Source organism: bacterium (assembly GCA_035945995.1).
In the GTDB taxonomy this organism is placed as follows: Bacteria; Sysuimicrobiota; Sysuimicrobiia; order Sysuimicrobiales; family Segetimicrobiaceae; genus DASSJF01.
Genome location: DASYZR010000048.1, coordinates 1 through 19,192 on the forward strand (window position 1 = coordinate 1; position 19,192 = coordinate 19,192).

Genomic DNA, 19,192 nt, shown 5'->3' on the forward strand with positions numbered 1-19,192 from the left:
CGCCGTCAAGGCCTTGCGCGCGCTCGGTGATACCATGCATTGGGTCCAGAACAATCGCCACGAGGCGGCCATGATCGCCGCCAAGGCTTTTCAGATGGATCCGGCCCAGTTGGAGCAATTGATGGGGTGCTGCACCTACACGCTGGATTTCCCTCAGCAGGTGACGGATGCCCTGGTCGGGATGGCGGAGTACGCATCCCAAAAGAAACTACTCGGGAAGATGACCGTCAATCAGCTGGTGAACGACCTGCTCGATCCGAAGCTCATGTTGACGGTTGCGCCCGGACTGTGCACAGCGGCTGTGTGCAAGGGCTCTGCGCACCCGTAGGCGGCTTCCTGCCAGGTCAATCGATGGACCCGCATATCCTGTTTCTCGATACCTCGTTCATGTACCCGGGCCGGACCAGGACCCGTGAGTGGGTGCTGCAGCGCTTCAATTTGGCGATCGGGAAGGGCGAGTTTCACGTCCTGCTCGGGCCTTCCGGCTGCGGGAAAACCACCGTGTTGAACCTCGTGGCGGGATTCGAGCATCCGAGCCTGGGAGAAGTGTGGGTGAAAGGCAGGCGCGTCACGGCGCCAGGCGTCGATCGCGTCGTGATTTTTCAAAGCAGCGACTCACTCTATCCTTGGTTGACCGCCCTCCAAAACGCAGAATTTGGTCTTCGGATCGCCGGAATGCCGGGACCGGAGCGCACGCGGCGAGCACTCAACTTCCTCCGCCTGGTTGGACTGGCAGGCCAGGAGCACAAGTTCCCGTGTCAGCTCTCGGGCGGGATGAAACAGCGCGTCCAGCTGGCGAGGGCACTGGCCGGGAACGCCGACACGTTGCTCATGGACGAGCCGTTCGGCGCTCTCGACGCGCAGACCCGAAGCCTCCTGCAGACAGAGCTTGTGCAACTGTGGCAGCAGACACGGTACACGACGCTCTTTGTCACCCACGACATTTCGGAGGCGATTCTCCTGGCGGACCGGGTGTCTGTCATGACCTCGGGCCCCGGGGCAACGCTCAAGGAAACGATCGATGTGCCGTTAGGGCGGCCGCGCTCTGTTGCCCAGCCTGAGTTCGGAGACATCTACGTCCGCCTGAACCGCTTGCTCGGTAAAGAAGCGGCATGACGCTCGCGAGGCGACGCGATGGTTTCGCGGAGTAGCGCGCAGTCGGAGCCGACCTCCTCGCGGGTTGCGGAGCGCGCGCTCTACTACGCAACCGTGTATGTGCTGCCGTCCGCGATATTGATTGCGTTCTGGGATGCCGCCGCGCGAGTGTACGGACATCCGCAGCTCTTCCCGCCCCCGCTCAGCACGTTCCGGACCTTTGTCGCAGCCGTCCGGGACGGAAGTTTGTGGGCAAACAGCGTCGCCAGCATGGTCCGGATCATGGCGGGATTCAGCATCGGCAGCGTGTTTGGAGTGCTTATCGGACTCTTAATGGGCATGCTTCCGGCAGTCCGGTATGTGCTCACCCCGTACATTGATTTCCTGCGGTTTGTCTCCGCGCTCGCGTGGATTACGGCATTCATGGTGTGGTTCGGCGTCGGGGAAACGAGCAAAGTCTTGCTGCTGATATATGCCACAACCTTTGGCATCGCGGTGAACGTGGCTGAGGGCGTGAGCGCAATCCCGACCGTGAAGCTGCGCGCGGCGGAATGCTTTGGCATTAATCGCCGGCAGATGTTCGTCTGGGTCGTGCTGCCCGCGTGCGTGCCGTTTATTGTGGCGGGCATGCGCCTCGCCCTGCAAAACTCTTTCACCACCATCATCGCGGCCGAAATGCTGGCCGCGAATCGCGGCCTGGGCTTCCTGATCATGTCCTCGCGGATCTTCCTGCAGACCGATAGAACCTATGTGGCCATCGTTGCACTCGGTGTCCTCGGGTTCCTGACCGACTTCCTGCTCATGCGAGCCGCCCGCGGGTTCGCCGGCCGGTATCAGCTGGGCGACTGAGATGAGCCAGATGCCGAGCGTCCACATCTCGGATGGCCACGCGGCGGTGGGGGACCGGCCGGGCGCCGAAGCGCAACCGCTCGGCGAGCGCTGCCTCACGCCGCCGGCGTTGGCAGTGACCTCGATTCTCGCGGGGCTCCTTGTCTGGGAACTGGTTGCCCGGGCATTTTTTCAGCCGTTCACGCTTCCCGCTCCCTCCGCGGTGGCGGCCAAGGCGTTCGAACTGTTGAGGACCGGCAACCTGTTGGGCCATATCGCTACCAGCTATACGCGAATTTTCATCGGCTTTGTGATCGGAAGTGCCGTGGGGGGTTTGCTTGGCATCGCCATGGGCACAGTGTCTCATATTCGCCGGTTGCTCGAGCCGCTGGTGAATTTTTTTCGCTTCATCCCGCCCATTGCGTGGATAGGACCGGTCCTCATATGGTTCGGCATCGGGGAGGCCAGCAAGATCTTGCTGATCGTCTACACGACCAGCTTCATGGTGCTGCTGAATGCGCTCGCCGGCATCTCGTCCATCCCCCGGAATCAATTGCGGGCCGCTGAGTGCTTTGGCGCCAGCACGTTTCAAGTGTTTTGCTTGATCATGCTGCCTGCCGCGGTGAGGTATCTGCTGACCGGGATGCGCATTGGGCTGATGAATTCGTTCGCGACCATTATTACGGCGGAAATGCTCGCGGCGCAAAGCGGACTCGGCTATCTGATTCTTGTGAGCTTCAATTACACGGCGGTGGACACGATCTTCGTCAGCATTGCGACGCTTGGAGTGCTCGGGCTCGTGACCAGCCAGGTGTTCGACAGGTTCTCACGGTTGATTGCCTGGCGATACTACCTTGAGGCGTGAGACCACGTCGAGGACGGGAGGCACGGCCAGTGGCTATCGGTGGGAAAACGCAGACGTCGTCCATCGGCCCCGGTACGACTGATACCTCGCGGCAACTATACGAGGCGGCACGAGAGTACAGCCCACAGGGGGCCCACGGTGAGGGCAAGTACTATCCGCCGTACCCTCACTTCTGGCGGCGGGCGCTTGGCTCTCGGCTGTGGGACGTTGATGGAAACGAGTACATCGACTATTGGTGCGCCGCCGGTCCGGCGATTCTTGGCCATAATCATCCGGGTGTCCGCGAGGCGGTCAAGCGCACGCTTGACGAGACCGGGGTGTTGTTCTGCGGCCCGCATCCCGATGAGCTGCAGCTGGCGAAGCTACTGCGAAAGCACATTCCCACCGCCGACATGAGCGGTTATGGATGCGGCGGAAGCGACGCGATCGTGTATGCGTTACGCGCTGCCAGGGCGCATACTGGCCGGACAAAACTGTTGAGGTTCGAAGGATCCTATCACGGCTGGTACGATGGCGTATTGTTCAGCATCGCGCCCAAACCCGGCCAGGTGACGGAGGGCGAGTACGCACCGATTTCGGAGTCCTCGGGCCTGCCGCCGGAAGCGGCTCAGCACGTCGTCGTCGCGCCCTATAACGATGCCGATATGCTCGAGCAGCTGGTCATTCGTCACAAGAACGAGCTCGCGGCCATTATCGTCGAGCCGATCTCGCATACGATGGGCGTTGTGGAGCCGGTCTCCGGCTTTCTGGAGCGGGCGCGGCAGCTGTGCGACCGGTACGGTATCGTGTTGGTCTTTGACGAGATTATCACAGGGTTTCGACACAGCCTGGGCGGGGCGCAGAAGCTCAGCGGTGTCTTCCCCGATATCAGCGCGTTTGGGAAGGCCATGTCGAACGGCTTTCCGATTTCTGCCGTGTGCGGCAGAAATCATGTGATGGGCGAACTGACCCCGCAAGGGCGCGCGTATTTCTCCGGCACCTTCAACGGCAATCCGCTGTGTGTGGCCGCGGCGATCGCCACGGTTTCGGAACTGGAAAACGGGAAGATCCACGAGCGGCTCTTCCGGCTCGGCAAGACCACAGCCGATGGAATCAATAAGGCGGCGCGCGAGTTGAACGTGCGCGCGCACTGCGTCCAATTCGGATCGGTCTGGACGGTGTTCTTCACAGACCGGCCGATCCGCAACTATCGCGATATTCTCAAGTATCACAACGCAGATGCGAGCCACGCATTTGTGCGATACATGTGGAACAAAGGGTTTTATTCGAAGCCGAAGACGGTCAGCCGCTGGTATTTGAACGGTGCGCACACGGAGGACGACGTCGACCGGACCATCGCTGCGGTGAAGGGCTTTCTCGCCGAGCACAGCGCATCGTTGCGGTAGAAGCGATGGACTCTCCTCACGCGTTGGCGGGCCCATCGTGAAGCGGGTCGGCATTGATGTCGGCGGCACGTTCACCGATCTCGTGGTCTACGATGAGGAGACGCGGCGGCTAAGTCGCAGCAAAGTCTTCAGCACGCCCAAGAATCCCGAAGAGGGCGTGCTGGCCGCGATGGCGGCGGCCGCGGTCGAGCCGGCAGAACTCTCGTATCTCATCCACGGCACGACTCTCGTGACCAATCTCATCCTGGAGCGAAGCGGCTGCAAGGTCGGTTTCATTACGACCGCCGGATTTCGCGACGTGCTGGAGATCATGCGCGCGAGCCGGCCGCGGCCGTACGATCTGTCGTGGACGAAGCCGGCCCCGATCGTGCCGCGGCACCTGCGGGCCGAGGTGCGGGAGCGTGTGAATCACAGGGGCGAGGTGCTTGAGCCGCTGGATCTCGTCCAAGCCGCGTCGATTGTGGAGCGGTTCATCGGGCAAGGCGTCGAGGCCATTGCCGTCTGTTTTCTGCATTCATACACCAACCCGATTCACGAGCGGCTGATGGCGGATCTCGTTCGCCGCAGGTCCAGCATCGAGGTGACCATCTCGTCGGACGTTTGCCGTGAGATTCGTGAGTACGAGAGGGCAAGCACGGTGAGTCTCAACGCGTACTCCATCCGGCGCATCAGCGCCTACGTCGAGTCGCTGGAGAAAAAACTACCCGTCTCCGGTGGCATTCGTTACATGAACTCTGAGGGTGGCGTTATTCCCGGAGCCGAGGCAAAGCGCAGCCCGGTGACGCTCGCTCTGTCTGGGCCGGCAGGCGGGGTCTTGGCCGGGCAGTTTCTCGCCCGGGCCCTGCACCTCCCCAACGTCATTACCATGGATATGGGCGGGACCAGCCTCGATGTGTGCGCGATTCAAGACGGCATGCCGCAGCTGGATCGCAGCATTTCGGTGGAGTGGGGCATTCCCATGCAGGTTCCTGCGATTCAAATCCACACGATCGGCGCCGGCGGCGGGAGCGTCGCCTGGATCGACGAAGGCGGTGGCCTCCAGATCGGTCCGGAAAGCGCCGGCTCGGCTCCGGGACCGGCGTGCTACGGAAAAGGCGGCGAACGGCCCACGGTCACGGACGCCAACCTGATCTTGGGGCTGCTCAACCCCGAGTATTTTCTCGGCGGACGGGTCAGGATTGACCCGGACAAAGCCCTGCAGGCCCTTCGGCCGCTTTGCCGGCACTACGGTCTGTCGGCCGGCGACGTCGCCGACGGCGTCTACCGGCTCACCAACGCTCGAATGGCACAAGCGATACGCGAGATTACGGTTGAGAAGGGACTAGACCCTCGAGACTTCACGCTCGTCAGTTTCGGCGGCGCGGGCGGCCAGCACGCGATCGCGGTGGCTCGCGAGGCGTCGATTAGTTCAGTCTTGCTGCCTCTGGCTCCGAGTGTCTTCTCCGCTTTTGGAATGATCACGGCCGATGTGCGGGCGTCTCGCAGCCGCACCTTCATTCAACCGTTGGAATCCCTGTCCGCCGAGGACATCCACGCCATGTTCCGTGATTTGGAGGCGGAAGCCAAAATGATTTTCGATCGGGACAGCGCCCCGGTGACGCAGTTGCGCTACGTGGATCTGCGCTATCGGAGCCAGTCGCACGAGGTCGCTATTCCGGCACAATCGGGGGACACTCCCCAAGACCTGTATGTCCGCTTTGAAGACCGTCACCTGCAGCTCTATGGCAGCAAGCTCGGCGACCCGGTCGATCTTATCACGATCCGAAGTACGGCCGTGCAATCCGTCGACCCCATACACTTGCCGGAGGCGCCGGGTGCTCGCGCGGAGGGGCCCACGCCGGTTGCGTTCCGGAGCATATCAGCCCATCGTGATGCGCTGCCGGTATTTCGACGCGACGAGCTCGGCGGAGGGATGACCGTACCGACTCCCTCGATCGTCGAGGAGATCGATACCACGCACTATTTGCCCAGCTCTTGTGCGGCGCGAATCGACCGCTACGGCAACATTATGGTGGCGCTCACGTGAGCGGCGGTCGCACGGCGGGGGATCCATTCACCAAGGAGATCGTGAGTAGCTACCTGACCTCGACCGTGCACGAAATGGTGAAAACCACCGCCCGGGCCGCGTATTCCCCAACGTTCTCAGAGGGGCTCGACTTTTCGTGCGCGCTGTTCGACGTGTCGGGCCGGATGGTGACGCAGGCCGCCGGACTCGGCGTGCACCTCGGTGCGCTTCGTCCCGTGATGCGAAAGATTTTCGAAACGTACGACGACTTCGCTGAGGGCGACGTTCTTCTAACGAACGATCCCTATACGGCCACACACCAGGCGGACATCGTGGTGGCGCGGCCCGTCTACTACACCGGCCGTTTTGTGGGTTTTGCGGTCAATATCGGTCATTGGAACGATATCGGCGGCATGGCCGCCGGAGGCTGCTGCGGGACGAGCACGCACGTCGTCCAGGACGGTCTGATCATCCCCGTGTGCAAACTGTACTCCGCCGGCGTGCTTCAACGGGAAATTCGTGAGTTTATCCTCGCGAACGTCCGCTACCCTAAGGAGGCATGGGGCGATCTGCAAAGTCAGATCGCCGCGTGTCGAACGGCGGAGGCGCGCCTGCGTTCGCTCGCAGACCGATACGGCTTGGAGGTTGTGCTGGACGGTTTCGATTACGCGATCGACCACGCCCGCGAGCGGTTCCTGGCGAAAATGGCGGCGATTCCAGACGGCGTGTATACCGCGATCGATTACATCGAAGACGACGGAGTGACGGACCGCGAATACCCCATCCGCGTCGCGGTCACGAAGCGCCCGGGGGGGTTTGTGGTGGATTTTGACGGCACCGCGCCGCAGGCCCCGACCCCGATCAATAGCAACTATTCGTGCACCTCAGCGGCGGTGTACGCCGGGATTATCGCCATCGTCGATCCGTTGACACCGATGAACGAGGGCGTCTTTAGCCTCATTGATGTACGCGCCCCTCGCGGGACTATCGTCAACGCCCAGTGGCCGGTGAGCGTGTTTGGGGACACGTTCGAAATGAGCAAGCGTGCCAGCGAGTTGATGTTTCGTGCGTTTGCTGACGCGGTCCCCGAACGCGTTGCGGCTGGGGGGTTCAGTTCCGGCAACAACATCTCCGCGCGGTGCGTGCGTGACGACGGAACGGACGACACGATGTGGTACTACTTCCAGGAGGGCGGCCAGGGCGCCCGGCTGCGCCAAGACGGCAACTCCGCTGTCTACCATTGGCACGGCACACCGACGAATCAGCCGATCGAGATTTGGGAGCATCGCTACCCTGTGCTCTTTAAGAAGTATGCACTGGTGGCCGATAGCGGCGGCGCGGGAACGCACCGCGGCGGCCTTGGGACGGTCCGCGAGGTGGAATGCCTATGGGATCATTTTGTGTCCGGGCTCGCTGATCGCCAGCGCATCGCGCCGTGGGGCCTTGCTGGAGGCTGCGACGCTAAGCCGAACCGATGGGCGGTTGTCTGGCAGGGCGAGGAGCGGCTGTTGAAAGACGCGTACGGACTGGCCAGCAACAGCAAGTTTTACGCGGTTCCTGTGAAGAAAGGCGCCGTGCTGGTGCTGGAATCGGGCGGTGGCGGTGGGTTTGGCGACCCGTTGAAACGAGACCGGGCCGCCGTTATCGCGGATCTACGCGAGGGCTACATTTCGTTCGAAAGCGCCCGGCGGGACTACGGCCTGGATAGCGATGACGCGGGCGTGAGTATTGTGCCGGACCGGAGCGCGCCGGCCGACACGCGGTCGGGAGGATCGAGGCCACTCGGGTCGGGGAGGCGCTCATGAAATACGATTCCGTCGTAAGGGGCGGCACGCTGGTCATTCCGTTTCAAGGCCTCGTCCCGGCCGACATTGGAATTCACGACGGCAAGATCGCCGGCATTGCCGAAGACATACCACTGTCTCGCGCGGACGCGGCGATCGACGCCCGGGGCCTCTACGTTTTTCCGGGCGTCGTGGACCCTCACACGCACATGGGCAACAACCTTCCGTTCATCGGTGATTTTCGAACGGAAACACTTTCGGCGGCGGCCGGCGGAGTCACGACATTCCTGGCATTGGTCAAACTGGATCAGTTTTCGCCCGGTGGATCGTATGTTGACGTCATCCCGGGCATCCTCAAAGATCTGGCGCCCGTCCTGTCGGTCGATGTGAGCCTCCATTGCCAGATCCCGGGAATGCGGCAGGCACTCGAGGCTGCCGAGACGCACGCGAAGCTCGGCCTGCAGTCGTTCAAGTTTTATACGGTGTACAAAGATCGCCAAATCGCCCCGGGCATCGACGACGGCATCGTCTTCGCCCTCCTACGAGCGATTGCGACCAGCGCGACCGGCGCGCTGCCGATGGTTCACGCTGAGGCTGAGGAGATTCTCAACGTGCTCAGCGCGGAGGTGCGTAGGGCGTGCCACCAGGGCATCGCCGCCTGGGATGAGGCTCGTCCACCTTTGGTAGAAGCCCACGCGCTCCTGCGGATTCTTGACTTGGCTGAGAGATTGCGGTGTCCGCTCTACGTCGTGCACGTCACCTCGGCAGACGCCCTCGAAGTTCTGAGGGCCTACCAAGCGAAAGGACTGCCGATTATCGGCGAAACCTGTACGCACTATCTGAGCCTCACCACCGATGCGCCGGGGACCGCCGCCAAGGTCAATCCGCCAATACGGTCACGGCCCCATGTCGAAGCCCTGTGGGATGGTATTCGAACGGGTGCACTGACCTGTCTCGGGACAGATCACTCGGCAAAGCTCTCGAGCATGAAGGGCGACGACGTCTGGACGGCGGTGGCGGCCTTTCCGGGCCTGGAAACGTCCCTGGCCGTTGTGCTGACCGAAGCGAAAAGGAGAGACGTCCCACTCGTCAGGATCGCGGAAATCGCCGCGGCCAATCCCGCGCGTGCGTTTGGGCTGGCGCCGCGAAAAGGACAAATGGTCATCGGCGGGGACGCCGATTTCGCGATCGTCGATTTGAACGCCGACCGTACCATACGAGCCGCGGACTTGCATTCGGCGGCCGATTTTACCCCATACGAAGGCATGCGCGTGACCGCCTGGCCTCTGACCACCGTCTTACGTGGGCGCGTCGTTTTCGATCGCGGCAAGTTCCTGGCGCACGGCCAGGGGAAATTTCTCCCCCGGTTTCCGGCAACGGCACAAACTCAGGCGCACGCGAATTCGAAGTCCGAGGCCCCGGCAAACCCTGCCGCCCGCCGGGCCGCATCCATGCTTCACGGCTAGGCGAGGGCCGATACGGACAACCGCGCCGCCTGCGAGGAGGCTCTCTCAATGACACGGTCATCCACAGCGTTGCGCCAGCTGCTGAAGCGCCCTGGAATCATTCATATTCCGATCGCCTACGATGCGTTGACGGCTCGCATCGCCGAGCGAGTGGGGTTCCAGTGCATCAACCTCGGGGCCTACTCGCTGGGTGCAAGTCTGTGTGTCCCGGAGCCACTGCTATGTCTGGAAGACGCCGTTGGTGCCGCCAGCCGCATTACCGCTGCCGTCACGATCCCGTTATTGATCGATGCGGGCGCGGGTTATGGCGAACCGGCCCACATCGTCCGAACGGTTCGTGAGTTCGAACGGGCAGGCGTGGCCGGCATCCGAATCGAAGACCAGGTGTTTCCGAAGCGCGTCCACTATCATAAGGGCATCGAGCATCTTGTCCCGCCCGAGGTGTTGTGCGATAAGCTCCGCTATGCGCTGAAGGCTCGGACAGACCCGGATTTTCTCATCGGGGCTCGTACCGATGCCATGCTGACGTACGGGTTCGCCGAGGGTATCAGAAGAGCGAATTTGTATCTGGAGGCCGGCGCGGACTTCGTGGCCGTGTTCCCCAATAACCTCGAAGAAGCGCGCAAGGCCCCGCGAGAGATCAATGGACACGTGACATACATCAACAGCGAAGGTAACCGGCTCGGGAGACCGATTCTACCGTTGAGTGACTTGGAATCGATGGGCTACAAAATGGCGAACGACGCCATTAGCGCTATCAACGTTGCCGCGAAATCCGTGAAAGACCTGTTTGAAACGCTCAAGAGGACAGGGCGAACAGGCATGGATCAGGCCACTTTTATTCCGGTCCGAAAGGAAATCGAAGACACGATAGGGTTGGACGAGTACTATCGTATCGAAGAAGAAACGGTCGAGAACGGTAGAGAGAGGTAGCGGCGGCCTCGTCCATTCGCTCCATCGGCGGTCCTGATCGCGCCGGGACTATACAGAGGGGTATTCGGGCCGGGGTGGAGGAGGCGCATCTTAGGTGCGCACGGGCCGATGATATCGCCCGCCCGGGAGTGATTCTCGAGCAGATCTTCGAGGCAATCCGAAGAGCGCGGGTGATTGTGGCGGATCTGAGTGGCAAGAACCCGAACGTCATGTTGGAAGTGGGCTGTGCGCTATGCGCGGCGAAACCTATCGTATTCGTGACCCAGGACGAGCCTCACACCTTGCCCTTCGATACGCGACACTACCGCACGCAAGAATACCAAGCGACGCCCGAGGGGCTTGCGAGCTTGCGCCGCCGGGTGACGACCAGTTTGGGCGCGATCTTAGAGGAGCCATACGAAGACGGGCACGCCAATGCGCCTGCGCCGTGCAACTCCAGCAGCTGCTTCACCGTCCTGCCTCCCAGCATAGGTGAGATCGTCACCTCCCGACCTGAACAGGTCGGGAGAGTAACTTTGCTGGGGGTGGGTTGTATATTGACCGCAGTCCTTCGAAGAGGGACAGGACAGGGAGAACGGATGGAATGAGGAAGGGTCCTCCCTGCGGGCCAGCATGGCGCGGTAGTGGGTGAGGAGCCTATAGGCTGCCTCGAAAGTGACAATGCGATGTCCCCGGGGAGGACCCGATTAGGGGAATTGGGGCGCGCGTAGCGCGGCCCCGGATGACAAACACGCAACGCTGGGCCCGGGGATGCGAACCCGGCTGCCATCGCTCGGTTCGACATTGCGATGGGAGGGATGTGCGTGCTCGGGCACAGCATCGGCATCGATCTCAGCATCAACGGCGCTCATGACTGCACCGTCCTCGACGCAATGGGCCAGCCGGTGCAGCGCTTCACCTTCGATTCCTCATCAGTGGGTATGCAGAAGCTCGAGCAACATGTCTGCGGGAACGACTCATCACCCGGCACACCGGTCGTGGTCATGGAACCCACCGGATTAGCCTGGTTTCTCCCCAGCCTCTACTTGCGGGCCACACATCCCAACGTCAAAGTCGTCCGCATCAAGACCAGTAAGGTCGCTGCTCTGCGGCGATACTTGAAGCGGGACGCGAAGTCCGATCGCCTCGATTCGCTCACGTTGGCTAAGATGCCGCTGGTCGATCCCGAGGAACTGTACGCCGTCGACCTCCCGCCGGCGGCACTTCAGGGATTAGATCGGATGACGCGCCAGCGTGCGCGCTTGGTCGAGAGTCTGACAGGCCGGAAGAACCGTCTCCAAGCGCTGCTGCGCGGATATTTGCCTGGTCTCATGGACGTGCTGGGCAAACCCTGGGAGTCGCTCTTTCGTGCGGTGCTGACCGTCGCCTTGAATCCTTTCGCCCTTGCTGGTCAGAACGCGACAGTGCTGCGGAAAGCCTTGCTGGATAAGCTTTCGCGCGGTGCGCTCCCCGATCGGCTCGCCCCGCGGTTCCTCACAGCATGCGAACAGCTCACGCGGCTCTATCGCCCGATTATCGATGCCGGGCTCTTGACCGAGAGCTTCTTCGATGATGTCCGGGACGAGCTGACGCGGGAACTGCGGCTGATGGATGTGGAAGTGCAGGAGCTGGAGGATCTCGAGTCCGCCATCGCTCGGCGGTACCGGAAGGTGGCACCTGAGGACCGTTTAGGCACGCTCAAGGGACTGGGCGCCGTCACGGCGCCCACACTCCTGGCGGCCGTCGGCACCCCTCAGCGCTTCCGCAGCCAAGCGGCCTTCCGCGGATGGACGGGCGTTGTGCCGCATGCGCGACAATCCGCCGACAGCGACGCGAAGGGACTGACGATGACCAAAGCCGGCCCGCGGCGCGTGAAGCTCGCACTCTACCAAGCGGCCGAGATTGCCCGGCGCTGGGATCCGCAACTGGCCAAGATCTATTACGATCAGATGGTCCATCGGGGGAAGCCCCACTACAAGGCGATCGGGGCTGTGATGAGTCATCTCGCCTCGCGCATCCACGCAGTGCTCACCGAGCAGCGCGACTACGTCCTTCGAGACGTGGGTGGGCACGAGGTGACTGCGCAAGAAGCGCGGGCGATCATTCTGACAAGATATCGGGTGCCGGCAGAAGTCAGAGCGGAACGGCGCACAAACAGAAGGAGGAAGCCCGACGTCTCGATAGGTGCTCACCGAGGCAGCGCGAAGCGCTCCTCACAGAGATCGTCCGCTTCCTCCCAAATCGATTCTACCGAGTCCCGCGCATCCGATCAACCAAAGGCTCCGATGATCGCAGAGGGTGCCCGGCGCTGCGGGGGGCTTGACACGAATTAGGGAATGTCACTTTCAGTCCGGCGATCTGGGTCAGTTTATCACCGGCGCTGACACTGCTGAAGGGCGGCGAGAAATACGTACGATATACTCGCCTCACCGTTCTCGGAAAACGAGATCAAGCCATCGCCTCAACTCCATCGATGTCACCCTGGTCTCCGAGTCCCACGAAAACAGCGGATTCCACTGGATTCGGACATCTAGGCTGGAGCGACCCCGAACGCGCGTTCAACGCGTATGACGCACCACTCAGGTCGGCCAAATCGCTGCGGCCGGAGCGACAGCCGACGCCCCGCCACTCCAGAAAGTGGATCACCCCTTTCTGAGTGGCATAGCTGGTTCAAGGCGCGACGCCGCGGTTCCTGCCCCTGTGCGATCTTGGCGTGGGGTTTGCGCATTGATTCTCCGCGCAGCGCATTCTTATGCACGGTGTGGACGATGGTCGAGCAGCGTCTCGGCAACCTGCAGATCGGGAATCGCCGTGCCAAGAGCCTATCGGAAGGATCAGTGTTGCCAGAAAGAAGGATCGGCTAGGCGGAAAGTCGAATACAGTACCGTATACATTTCAGTATACAAATGCCTAAGGATAGACAAAAATTGAACCATTTGACAGGAACGGTGACGAGGGACAGCTTCCGCAAGGCGGTCGGCACACTGCGCCGATACACGCCTGGAAGCGCCGAGCAGCGGCCGGCTTTTGAGTACCGCCTTTCGGACCGGCGGAATCGGGAGTGGCAGCGCGACGCGGCCGTGCGTGGCCCGCGGCCAACGAGCGAAGCAGGGCCCTCTACGCGACTCGCTCGGGATTTCGGGACGATCCTCGGTCTCCAGGGAGCCATTCGCACCGGCCGAGTCCGAGCAGAGGCCGCCGTATCGGCGGTTCTAGAAAACATCCGAACGTACAATCACATCTACAACGCCTTTGCCTTCGTGAACAAGGACGCGATCGAACAGGCACGGGCGATCGACCGCCGGACCGGTCGTGGGCAGAGTGGGCCCACAGACGTCGCCTTGGAGGGGATTCCGAGTTCCATTAAAGATATTATCCACGCGGCCGGTATGCCGACGACTGCCAGTTCGGCCGTGCCTACTGGGTTCCCGACCACGAACGATGCCGCGGCCGTGGCAGAGATCCGCCGAGCCGGCGCGATCATAGTCGGAAAGACGCACACGCATGAGTTTGCCCTCGGCGTGACGCAGCCTCAGAGTCGGAACCCGTGGGACCCAGACCGTGTGCCAGGTGGTTCTTCGGGAGGTGCGGCAATTGCGCTGATCACCGGTATGTGCCTGGGGGCCCTGGGCACGGACACCCGCGCGTCGATCCGTGTGCCAGCCGCACTTTGCGGGACAGTCGGCTACAAGCCCACGTATGGGCTACTCCCCACGGATGGAATCGTGCCGCTGTCGTGGAGCATGGACCACTGCGCCGTCATGGCACGTACTGTGGAGGACGCGGCGCTGGTGGCGGACATTGCCGCGCGCGAAACGGGGACGGTGGATCTGCTCGGCAGTGCGCGCACCGCGGTTCGCGGCCTGCGGATCGGCATTCCGGAGACGGCCCTCGTCGGGGCCGATGTCGAGGTCGCGGACGCGGTTTCCGGCGCCGCGCGCGTGTTGTCTGCCGCGGGCGTGACACTCCGAGATCTTAAGGAGCCGAGCGACACGGACTTCGATACGGCAAACGCGATGGGACTGGTCCTGTCCCGCTGCGAGGCGGCAGCCTACCACCGAGACTGGTTGGTTCGGTATCCGGCCGCCTACACGAAGGACGTTTACGAGCAGTTGGACGAGGCGGCACGGGTATCCGCCGTGGATTACCTCCAGGCGCAGCGGTATCGTGGAGAGTTCGCGGAGCGGATGGCACGCCTCTTCGTCCAGGTCGACGCGCTATTGATGCCCACCACCTTGATCCCAGCGCCGCGCAGGGACCAGGCCGAGCAGCACCTCGTCTCGCTCTCGCGGAACTGTGTGCCCTGGAGTTTCATCGGGTTTCCCGCGATAAGCGTGCCCGGCGGCATGACAGGAGGTGGGCTGCCGATAGGACTGCAGGTCGTCGGCGCGCCGTGCGGCGACGGGACGGTGCTGGCGCTGGCCGCGGCCATCGAGGGATCCGCGCGCCTGGATGAGTTGTACGATCGCGTGCCGGAGCCATGGCGCCTGTCACTCTGCTCGCCGCGTTGGGCTGCATCGTGACGGCGAGGCAGACGGCTGCGGCCGCAGACGGCCGGGTCGCCCACACCGGCACACGAGGGTCGGCGGGCCCAACGGTAGAGGGCGTCGAGAAAGTGTTGCGCGGCGATTCTGTCTATCGCGTGCTTAAGGACAAGGTCCTCGACTACATCCTCCGGCCCGGTCAGCGTATGACAGAGGAGCAGGTCGCGGAGGACCTGCATGTCAGCCGAACGCCTGCACGCGAGGCCCTACGGCGGCTGGAGCAGGAAGGGTGGCTCACGCTCGTCCCGCATCAGGGCTATTACGTCCGCGCTTTCACCACTCGCGAAGTGGATGAGATTTATGAATTGCGCATCGGCGTGGAGCGCCATACGGCCCGCATCTCCGCAGAGCGCGGCGCGCCTGAGGCGCTGGCGCGGCTCGATGCCGCGTGGACGGAGATGCAGCGTGCGCCGGCGGCCGGAGATGCTCTGGTCTGGCTCAGGGCCGACGAAGAGTTCCACTACGGGGTCGCCGCGTCGACCGGCAACCGGGAGCTTGCCGGTGCGCTGCGGCGCATCAACGAACGGATTCGCATCATCCGCCGTATCGACTACACACGGCATGAACGCGCGGCCTCGACCATCCGAGAACACCTGGAGATCTTAGCCCGCATTCGGGCGGGGGATGCGGCTAGCGCCGCGGATCGAATGGAGAGGCACATCTTGGAGTCCAAGGCCAGCGTTAAGGCGCTAGCGCAGATGTACCTGATGGAGGAACGCGATGAGGTGTGACGGCGCGTAGATGAGTCGTTACGCTCCAATTGAAGAAAACGTGACGGCGAGCGCCGCGCTCCGGACCCGTGTCCCGGTCTATGCAGCCAGAACGGTGCCGAATGAGCGTCGCAAAGGAGGCGTGGCGGATTGATCATCGACGCATACAACCATATCTGGCGAGCGCGACCGAACGCGCCTGAGTTGTTCATGCATCAGGAACTCTCAGCGGCCGCGTTCGTCGCAGAGATGGATCGGTCTGGCATCGATAAGGCGGTCGTTTGTCCGCTGGGGCAGGATATAGACAACGAGTTCATCGCCGCGGGCATCCGGCAGTTCCCCGATCGTCTCATCGGCTTCCTTGAGGTTAACCCTCGGGACGCCGACGCGGCGGATCAGATGGCCCGACTGGCCCACGACCATGGATTTCGAGGACTCAAACTACACCCGACGATGATGGGACATCCGGTCTCGTCGCATCCGTTGATGGATCCGATCTTCCAGGCGTGCTCGGACCACGGCTTGGCCGTGTACGGGCACTGCATGCATGACTTCTGGGTCACTCCGTTGCAGTATGAGGAGATGGCGCGGGCGTTCCCCGATGTCCCGCTGATACTTGGGCACATGGGTATCCTGTGGTCAGTGGCCGAGGTGGCGATGGTCGCGAAGCGCAATCCCAACGTCTATCTCGAAACGTCGGTCGTGCCGCTGCGAAGCCTCCGCATCGGGATCCAGGGGGCGGGAGCTGAGAAAGTCGTGATGGGCACCGACTGGCCGGCGAACGACTTCGACCTCCAGATTGAGATGGTCCGACGCGCGACGGCGTCGCCAAGAGAGCACGAGATGGTCGTGGGCCGCAACATGGCGCGCATCCTGCGCATCGGCTAAGCGGGATATGTACGATCTCGTGTTGCGCCGGGCGCGTCTCCTCGATCGTCCCGAGCTCTGCGACGTGGCGGTGACGGCCGGACGTGTCACGGCGTGCGGTGCGCGTCTTGCCTCCGGCGACACGCGGGCATCGGGCCCCGCCCCGGCGTCCGGCGCCGCGCGAGAGGTGGATATCGACGGTCGGCTGCTGTTGCCCGGATTCGTGGACTCGCACATCCATCTGGACAAGGCGTTTCTGTGGCAATCTCCACTCATCCACGGCAAGACCGGGCCGCAGTTCTTCAGCGCGCTGCGCGAATTCAAGCGCCGGGCCGAGCGGCCCGAGATCAAGTCGCGTATGCACAGGGCGCTCGAGCTTGCCTCCCGGCATGGCACAATCGCGATCCGCGCGCAGATCGACATAGACGACATGGTTGGCTTGGCTGGCCTCGAAGCCGCGCTCGAATTGCGCGCCGAGTGGGCACGCTGGTTGGATCTTCAACTTGTTGCGTTCCCGCAAGAGGGCTTACTCGCCCGTCCGGGCCTCATGGATCTGCTTCGGGAGGCGCTGGCCATGGGCGCCGACGTCATAGGTGGCGGACCGTCCTTTGACGCCGTACCCGCCGCGGAACATTTAGCCGCGGTTTTCGCTCTCGCACGGGAGTACGACCGCGACGTCGACCTTCACGTGGATCTCGCAACCCCGGCCTCGCGGCCGGCGGCCGAGTGGGAACTGGCCGAGGTCGCGCGGCTGACGACCGCGTCCGGATGGCAGGGACGCGTAACTGTAGCGCACCTTCGTGGCCTCGGCGCGATGACGCCGGAGCAGGCTGAGCCGCTGCTCGCAATCATTCGCGACGCTGCCATTCGAGTCACGGTCGTGCCGGGCGCCGAGCTCCACACCGCCCGCGCGTGGTGGGATCCACCGGTGCGCGATATCACGCGGGCGATGACGAACGTCGAGCGGCTACTGCGCGCCGGTGTCAACCTGAGCTACTCGACGGGGCACATCTGCGATCCGTGGAACCCGCTCGGGACCGCCGATATGTTGGAGGACGCCTTCCTACTCGCGGCCGCCTACAACCTTGGCGAGCCGTCGATCGCCGGCGTCCCGATTCTTCGCCTGGCGACCGTCGAGCCGTGGTTAGCGATGCGCTTACCCGGACCTCCGGACATCACCGTAGGACGCCGCGCGGACCTTGTCGTGCTCGATGCCGCCGATGCGGACGCAGCGGTCCGGCACCAGGCCTCGCGAATTTACACATTCAAGTCGGGCACCGAGGTGGTACGGACCGAAGAAACGCAACATGCGGCGTGGACCCACTGATCGACGCGTTCAAGTCGGGAGGCGAAACAATGCGCTCAAAACGGAGTCCAATCGAACACGGGTTAGTCGGTAGCCCAGACGGCACTAGACGTCGCGAGTTCCTCGCCGCCGCGGTGGCGTCGGGTGCGGCGACGCTGCTCGCGCCGTACGCATTCCCACGATCCGCCTTCGCCGCTGCCGTCCGGTCCACCGGTGTTTTCACCGTGGGCGGGGAATCGGTCGGGGACAACTACGATCCTGGCGTCAGTTTTCAAGGATGGGCCCATACGTGGGTCTTGATGAACATCTTTGATCGCCTGGTCGAGTCCTACGACGGGAAGCAGCTCGTCCCCGGGCTCGCGGAGTCGTGGACGATCTCAAGCGACGGGCGTGTCTACACGTTCAAACTGCGCCGAGGCGTGACGTTCCACGACGGCACGCCCTTCAACGCCGACGCTGTTGTCTTCAACTACATGCGAATGATCGACGACCAGCATCCATTCTACAACAAACTCGCTGTCTTTCGCTCCAACCTCTTTCTCGGCGTCAAAGAGTGGCGCGCGACCGGCAAGTACGAAGTGCAGATGATTCGCGAATACCGGTCGGCCGCTCAGCTGGCCCTGATGTCGCATTACGCCGCCGGCTTCATGAGCCCGGCATCCATAAAAACGGCGCCCAATGATTACGGGCGGCGTCCCGTGGGCACCGGCCCTTTCACATTCGTGGAAGCCGTCAAGGGTAATCGAGCGGTGATGGACGCCAATCCCAATTATTGGCGGCCGGGTCAGCCCAAAGTCGGCCGGGTGGTAATCAACGTCGTGGCCGATTCTGCCACGATGACGGCCGGGCTCCTCTCCGGCGAAATCGATGCCACGCCGTTCATCGACTTTCAGGAATTGTCTCGGTTCCGGAGCAACTCAAACCTCACCGTCGCATTGACGCCCGCACTCAACCTGGGGTATCTTGGCATCAATTCCCTCAAGCCGCCGTTGGATAAGCCCGACGTCCGGCGCGCCCTCAACTATGCGGTCAATCGTCGGAAGATTGTCGACGTCGTCTTCGACGGCGCGGCCGACGCCGCCAGCGGGTACTTTCCCAAGGCGAGTTGGGCGTACGCGCCGGAACTTGCCAATTACTATCCTTACGACTCTGCCAAGGCGAAACAGTCGCTTGCCGCTGCGGGATTGTCAAACGGCTTCGACGCCGACATTTGGGTTCAGACCAACGACTTTTGGCCGCGCATCGCAGAGTTGATTCAGGCAGATCTCGCCGCGGTCGGGGTGAAGGCGGGTATCAACAAGATCGATGCGGCGCGGTTCTTCAGCGCGGTGACCGAGGGGAAGCACTACACCTTTGTCTCGGATACCACACCGGGCACGATCGACCCCGAGGAGATGGCGGCGAGCTTCTTTCAAAGCTCAAGCC

15 protein-coding genes are annotated in these 19,192 nt (G+C 62.7%); all 15 read left to right on the forward strand.

Going from position 1 to position 19,192, the window contains the following annotated elements:
• Nucleotides 1-328: hypothetical protein (locus tag VGZ23_04560; GenBank protein HEV2356870.1), on the forward strand; the 328-nt coding region annotated here is incomplete at its 5' end.
• A 23-nt stretch (nucleotides 329-351) separates the two neighbouring features.
• Nucleotides 352-1,116 (forward strand): ABC transporter ATP-binding protein, encoded by a 765-nt coding sequence (locus VGZ23_04565; GenBank protein ID HEV2356871.1) that lies wholly within the window; start codon nucleotides 352-354, stop codon nucleotides 1,114-1,116.
• Nucleotides 1,117-1,209: 93 nt separating this feature from the next.
• The gene (locus tag VGZ23_04570) at nucleotides 1,210-1,944 is read left to right on the forward strand and encodes an ABC transporter permease (protein HEV2356872.1); all 735 of its coding nucleotides are present in this window, start codon (nucleotides 1,210-1,212) and stop codon (nucleotides 1,942-1,944) included.
• 1 nt (nucleotide 1,945) lies between these two features.
• Nucleotides 1,946-2,788 carry an ABC transporter permease gene (locus VGZ23_04575; protein ID HEV2356873.1) on the forward strand — a complete coding sequence of 281 codons (843 nt, stop codon included), beginning with the start codon at nucleotides 1,946-1,948 and terminating at the stop codon, nucleotides 2,786-2,788.
• A 29-nt stretch (nucleotides 2,789-2,817) separates the two neighbouring features.
• Nucleotides 2,818-4,173, forward strand: coding sequence for an aspartate aminotransferase family protein (locus tag VGZ23_04580; protein ID HEV2356874.1), 1,356 nt, complete (start codon nucleotides 2,818-2,820; stop codon nucleotides 4,171-4,173).
• Nucleotides 4,174-4,210: 37 nt separating this feature from the next.
• A complete protein-coding gene (locus VGZ23_04585; protein ID HEV2356875.1) occupies nucleotides 4,211-6,199 on the forward strand; it encodes a hydantoinase/oxoprolinase family protein in 1,989 nt (662 codons plus the stop codon).
• Entirely contained in the window at nucleotides 6,196-7,983 is a 1,788-nt protein-coding gene (locus VGZ23_04590; protein ID HEV2356876.1) for a hydantoinase B/oxoprolinase family protein, read from the forward strand. The genes VGZ23_04585 and VGZ23_04590 overlap by 4 nt, the downstream gene beginning before the upstream one ends.
• A complete protein-coding gene (locus VGZ23_04595; protein HEV2356877.1) occupies nucleotides 7,980-9,428 on the forward strand; it encodes an amidohydrolase family protein in 1,449 nt (482 codons plus the stop codon). The genes VGZ23_04590 and VGZ23_04595 overlap by 4 nt, the downstream gene beginning before the upstream one ends.
• 48 nt (nucleotides 9,429-9,476) lie before the next feature.
• Nucleotides 9,477-10,361, forward strand: a complete 885-nt coding sequence (locus VGZ23_04600; protein ID HEV2356878.1) for an isocitrate lyase/PEP mutase family protein — start codon at nucleotides 9,477-9,479, stop codon at nucleotides 10,359-10,361.
• Between the two features lie 803 nt (nucleotides 10,362-11,164).
• The gene (locus VGZ23_04605) at nucleotides 11,165-12,673 is read left to right on the forward strand and encodes an IS110 family transposase (GenBank protein HEV2356879.1); all 1,509 of its coding nucleotides are present in this window, start codon (nucleotides 11,165-11,167) and stop codon (nucleotides 12,671-12,673) included.
• Between the two features lie 573 nt (nucleotides 12,674-13,246).
• Nucleotides 13,247-14,863: an amidase gene (locus tag VGZ23_04610; GenBank protein ID HEV2356880.1), complete on the forward strand. Its 1,617-nt coding sequence runs from the start codon at nucleotides 13,247-13,249 to the stop codon at nucleotides 14,861-14,863.
• Nucleotides 14,860-15,615 (forward strand): GntR family transcriptional regulator, encoded by a 756-nt coding sequence (locus VGZ23_04615; protein ID HEV2356881.1) that lies wholly within the window; start codon nucleotides 14,860-14,862, stop codon nucleotides 15,613-15,615. The genes VGZ23_04610 and VGZ23_04615 overlap by 4 nt, the downstream gene beginning before the upstream one ends.
• Before the next feature lie 129 nt (nucleotides 15,616-15,744).
• Nucleotides 15,745-16,482 (forward strand): amidohydrolase family protein, encoded by a 738-nt coding sequence (locus tag VGZ23_04620; protein HEV2356882.1) that lies wholly within the window; start codon nucleotides 15,745-15,747, stop codon nucleotides 16,480-16,482.
• Nucleotides 16,483-16,489: 7 nt separating this feature from the next.
• Nucleotides 16,490-17,788, forward strand: a complete 1,299-nt coding sequence (locus tag VGZ23_04625) for an amidohydrolase family protein (protein HEV2356883.1) — start codon at nucleotides 16,490-16,492, stop codon at nucleotides 17,786-17,788.
• Nucleotides 17,776-19,192: ABC transporter substrate-binding protein (locus VGZ23_04630; protein HEV2356884.1), on the forward strand; the 1,417-nt coding region annotated here is incomplete at its 3' end. The genes VGZ23_04625 and VGZ23_04630, both read left to right, overlap by 13 nt.

What these genes read in the sequence shown, in the direction of transcription:
- VGZ23_04565 (HEV2356871.1), top strand. Translation starts at nt 352, where the DNA reads ATGGACCCGCATATCCTGTTTCTCGATACCTCGTTCATGTACCCGGGC.
- VGZ23_04575 (HEV2356873.1), top strand. Translation starts at nt 1,946, where the DNA reads ATGAGCCAGATGCCGAGCGTCCACATCTCGGATGGCCACGCGGCGGTG.
- VGZ23_04595 (HEV2356877.1), top strand. Translation starts at nt 7,980, where the DNA reads ATGAAATACGATTCCGTCGTAAGGGGCGGCACGCTGGTCATTCCGTTT.
- VGZ23_04600 (HEV2356878.1), top strand. Translation starts at nt 9,477, where the DNA reads ATGACACGGTCATCCACAGCGTTGCGCCAGCTGCTGAAGCGCCCTGGA.
- VGZ23_04610 (HEV2356880.1), top strand. Translation starts at nt 13,247, where the DNA reads ATGCCTAAGGATAGACAAAAATTGAACCATTTGACAGGAACGGTGACG.
- VGZ23_04625 (HEV2356883.1), top strand. Translation starts at nt 16,490, where the DNA reads ATGTACGATCTCGTGTTGCGCCGGGCGCGTCTCCTCGATCGTCCCGAG.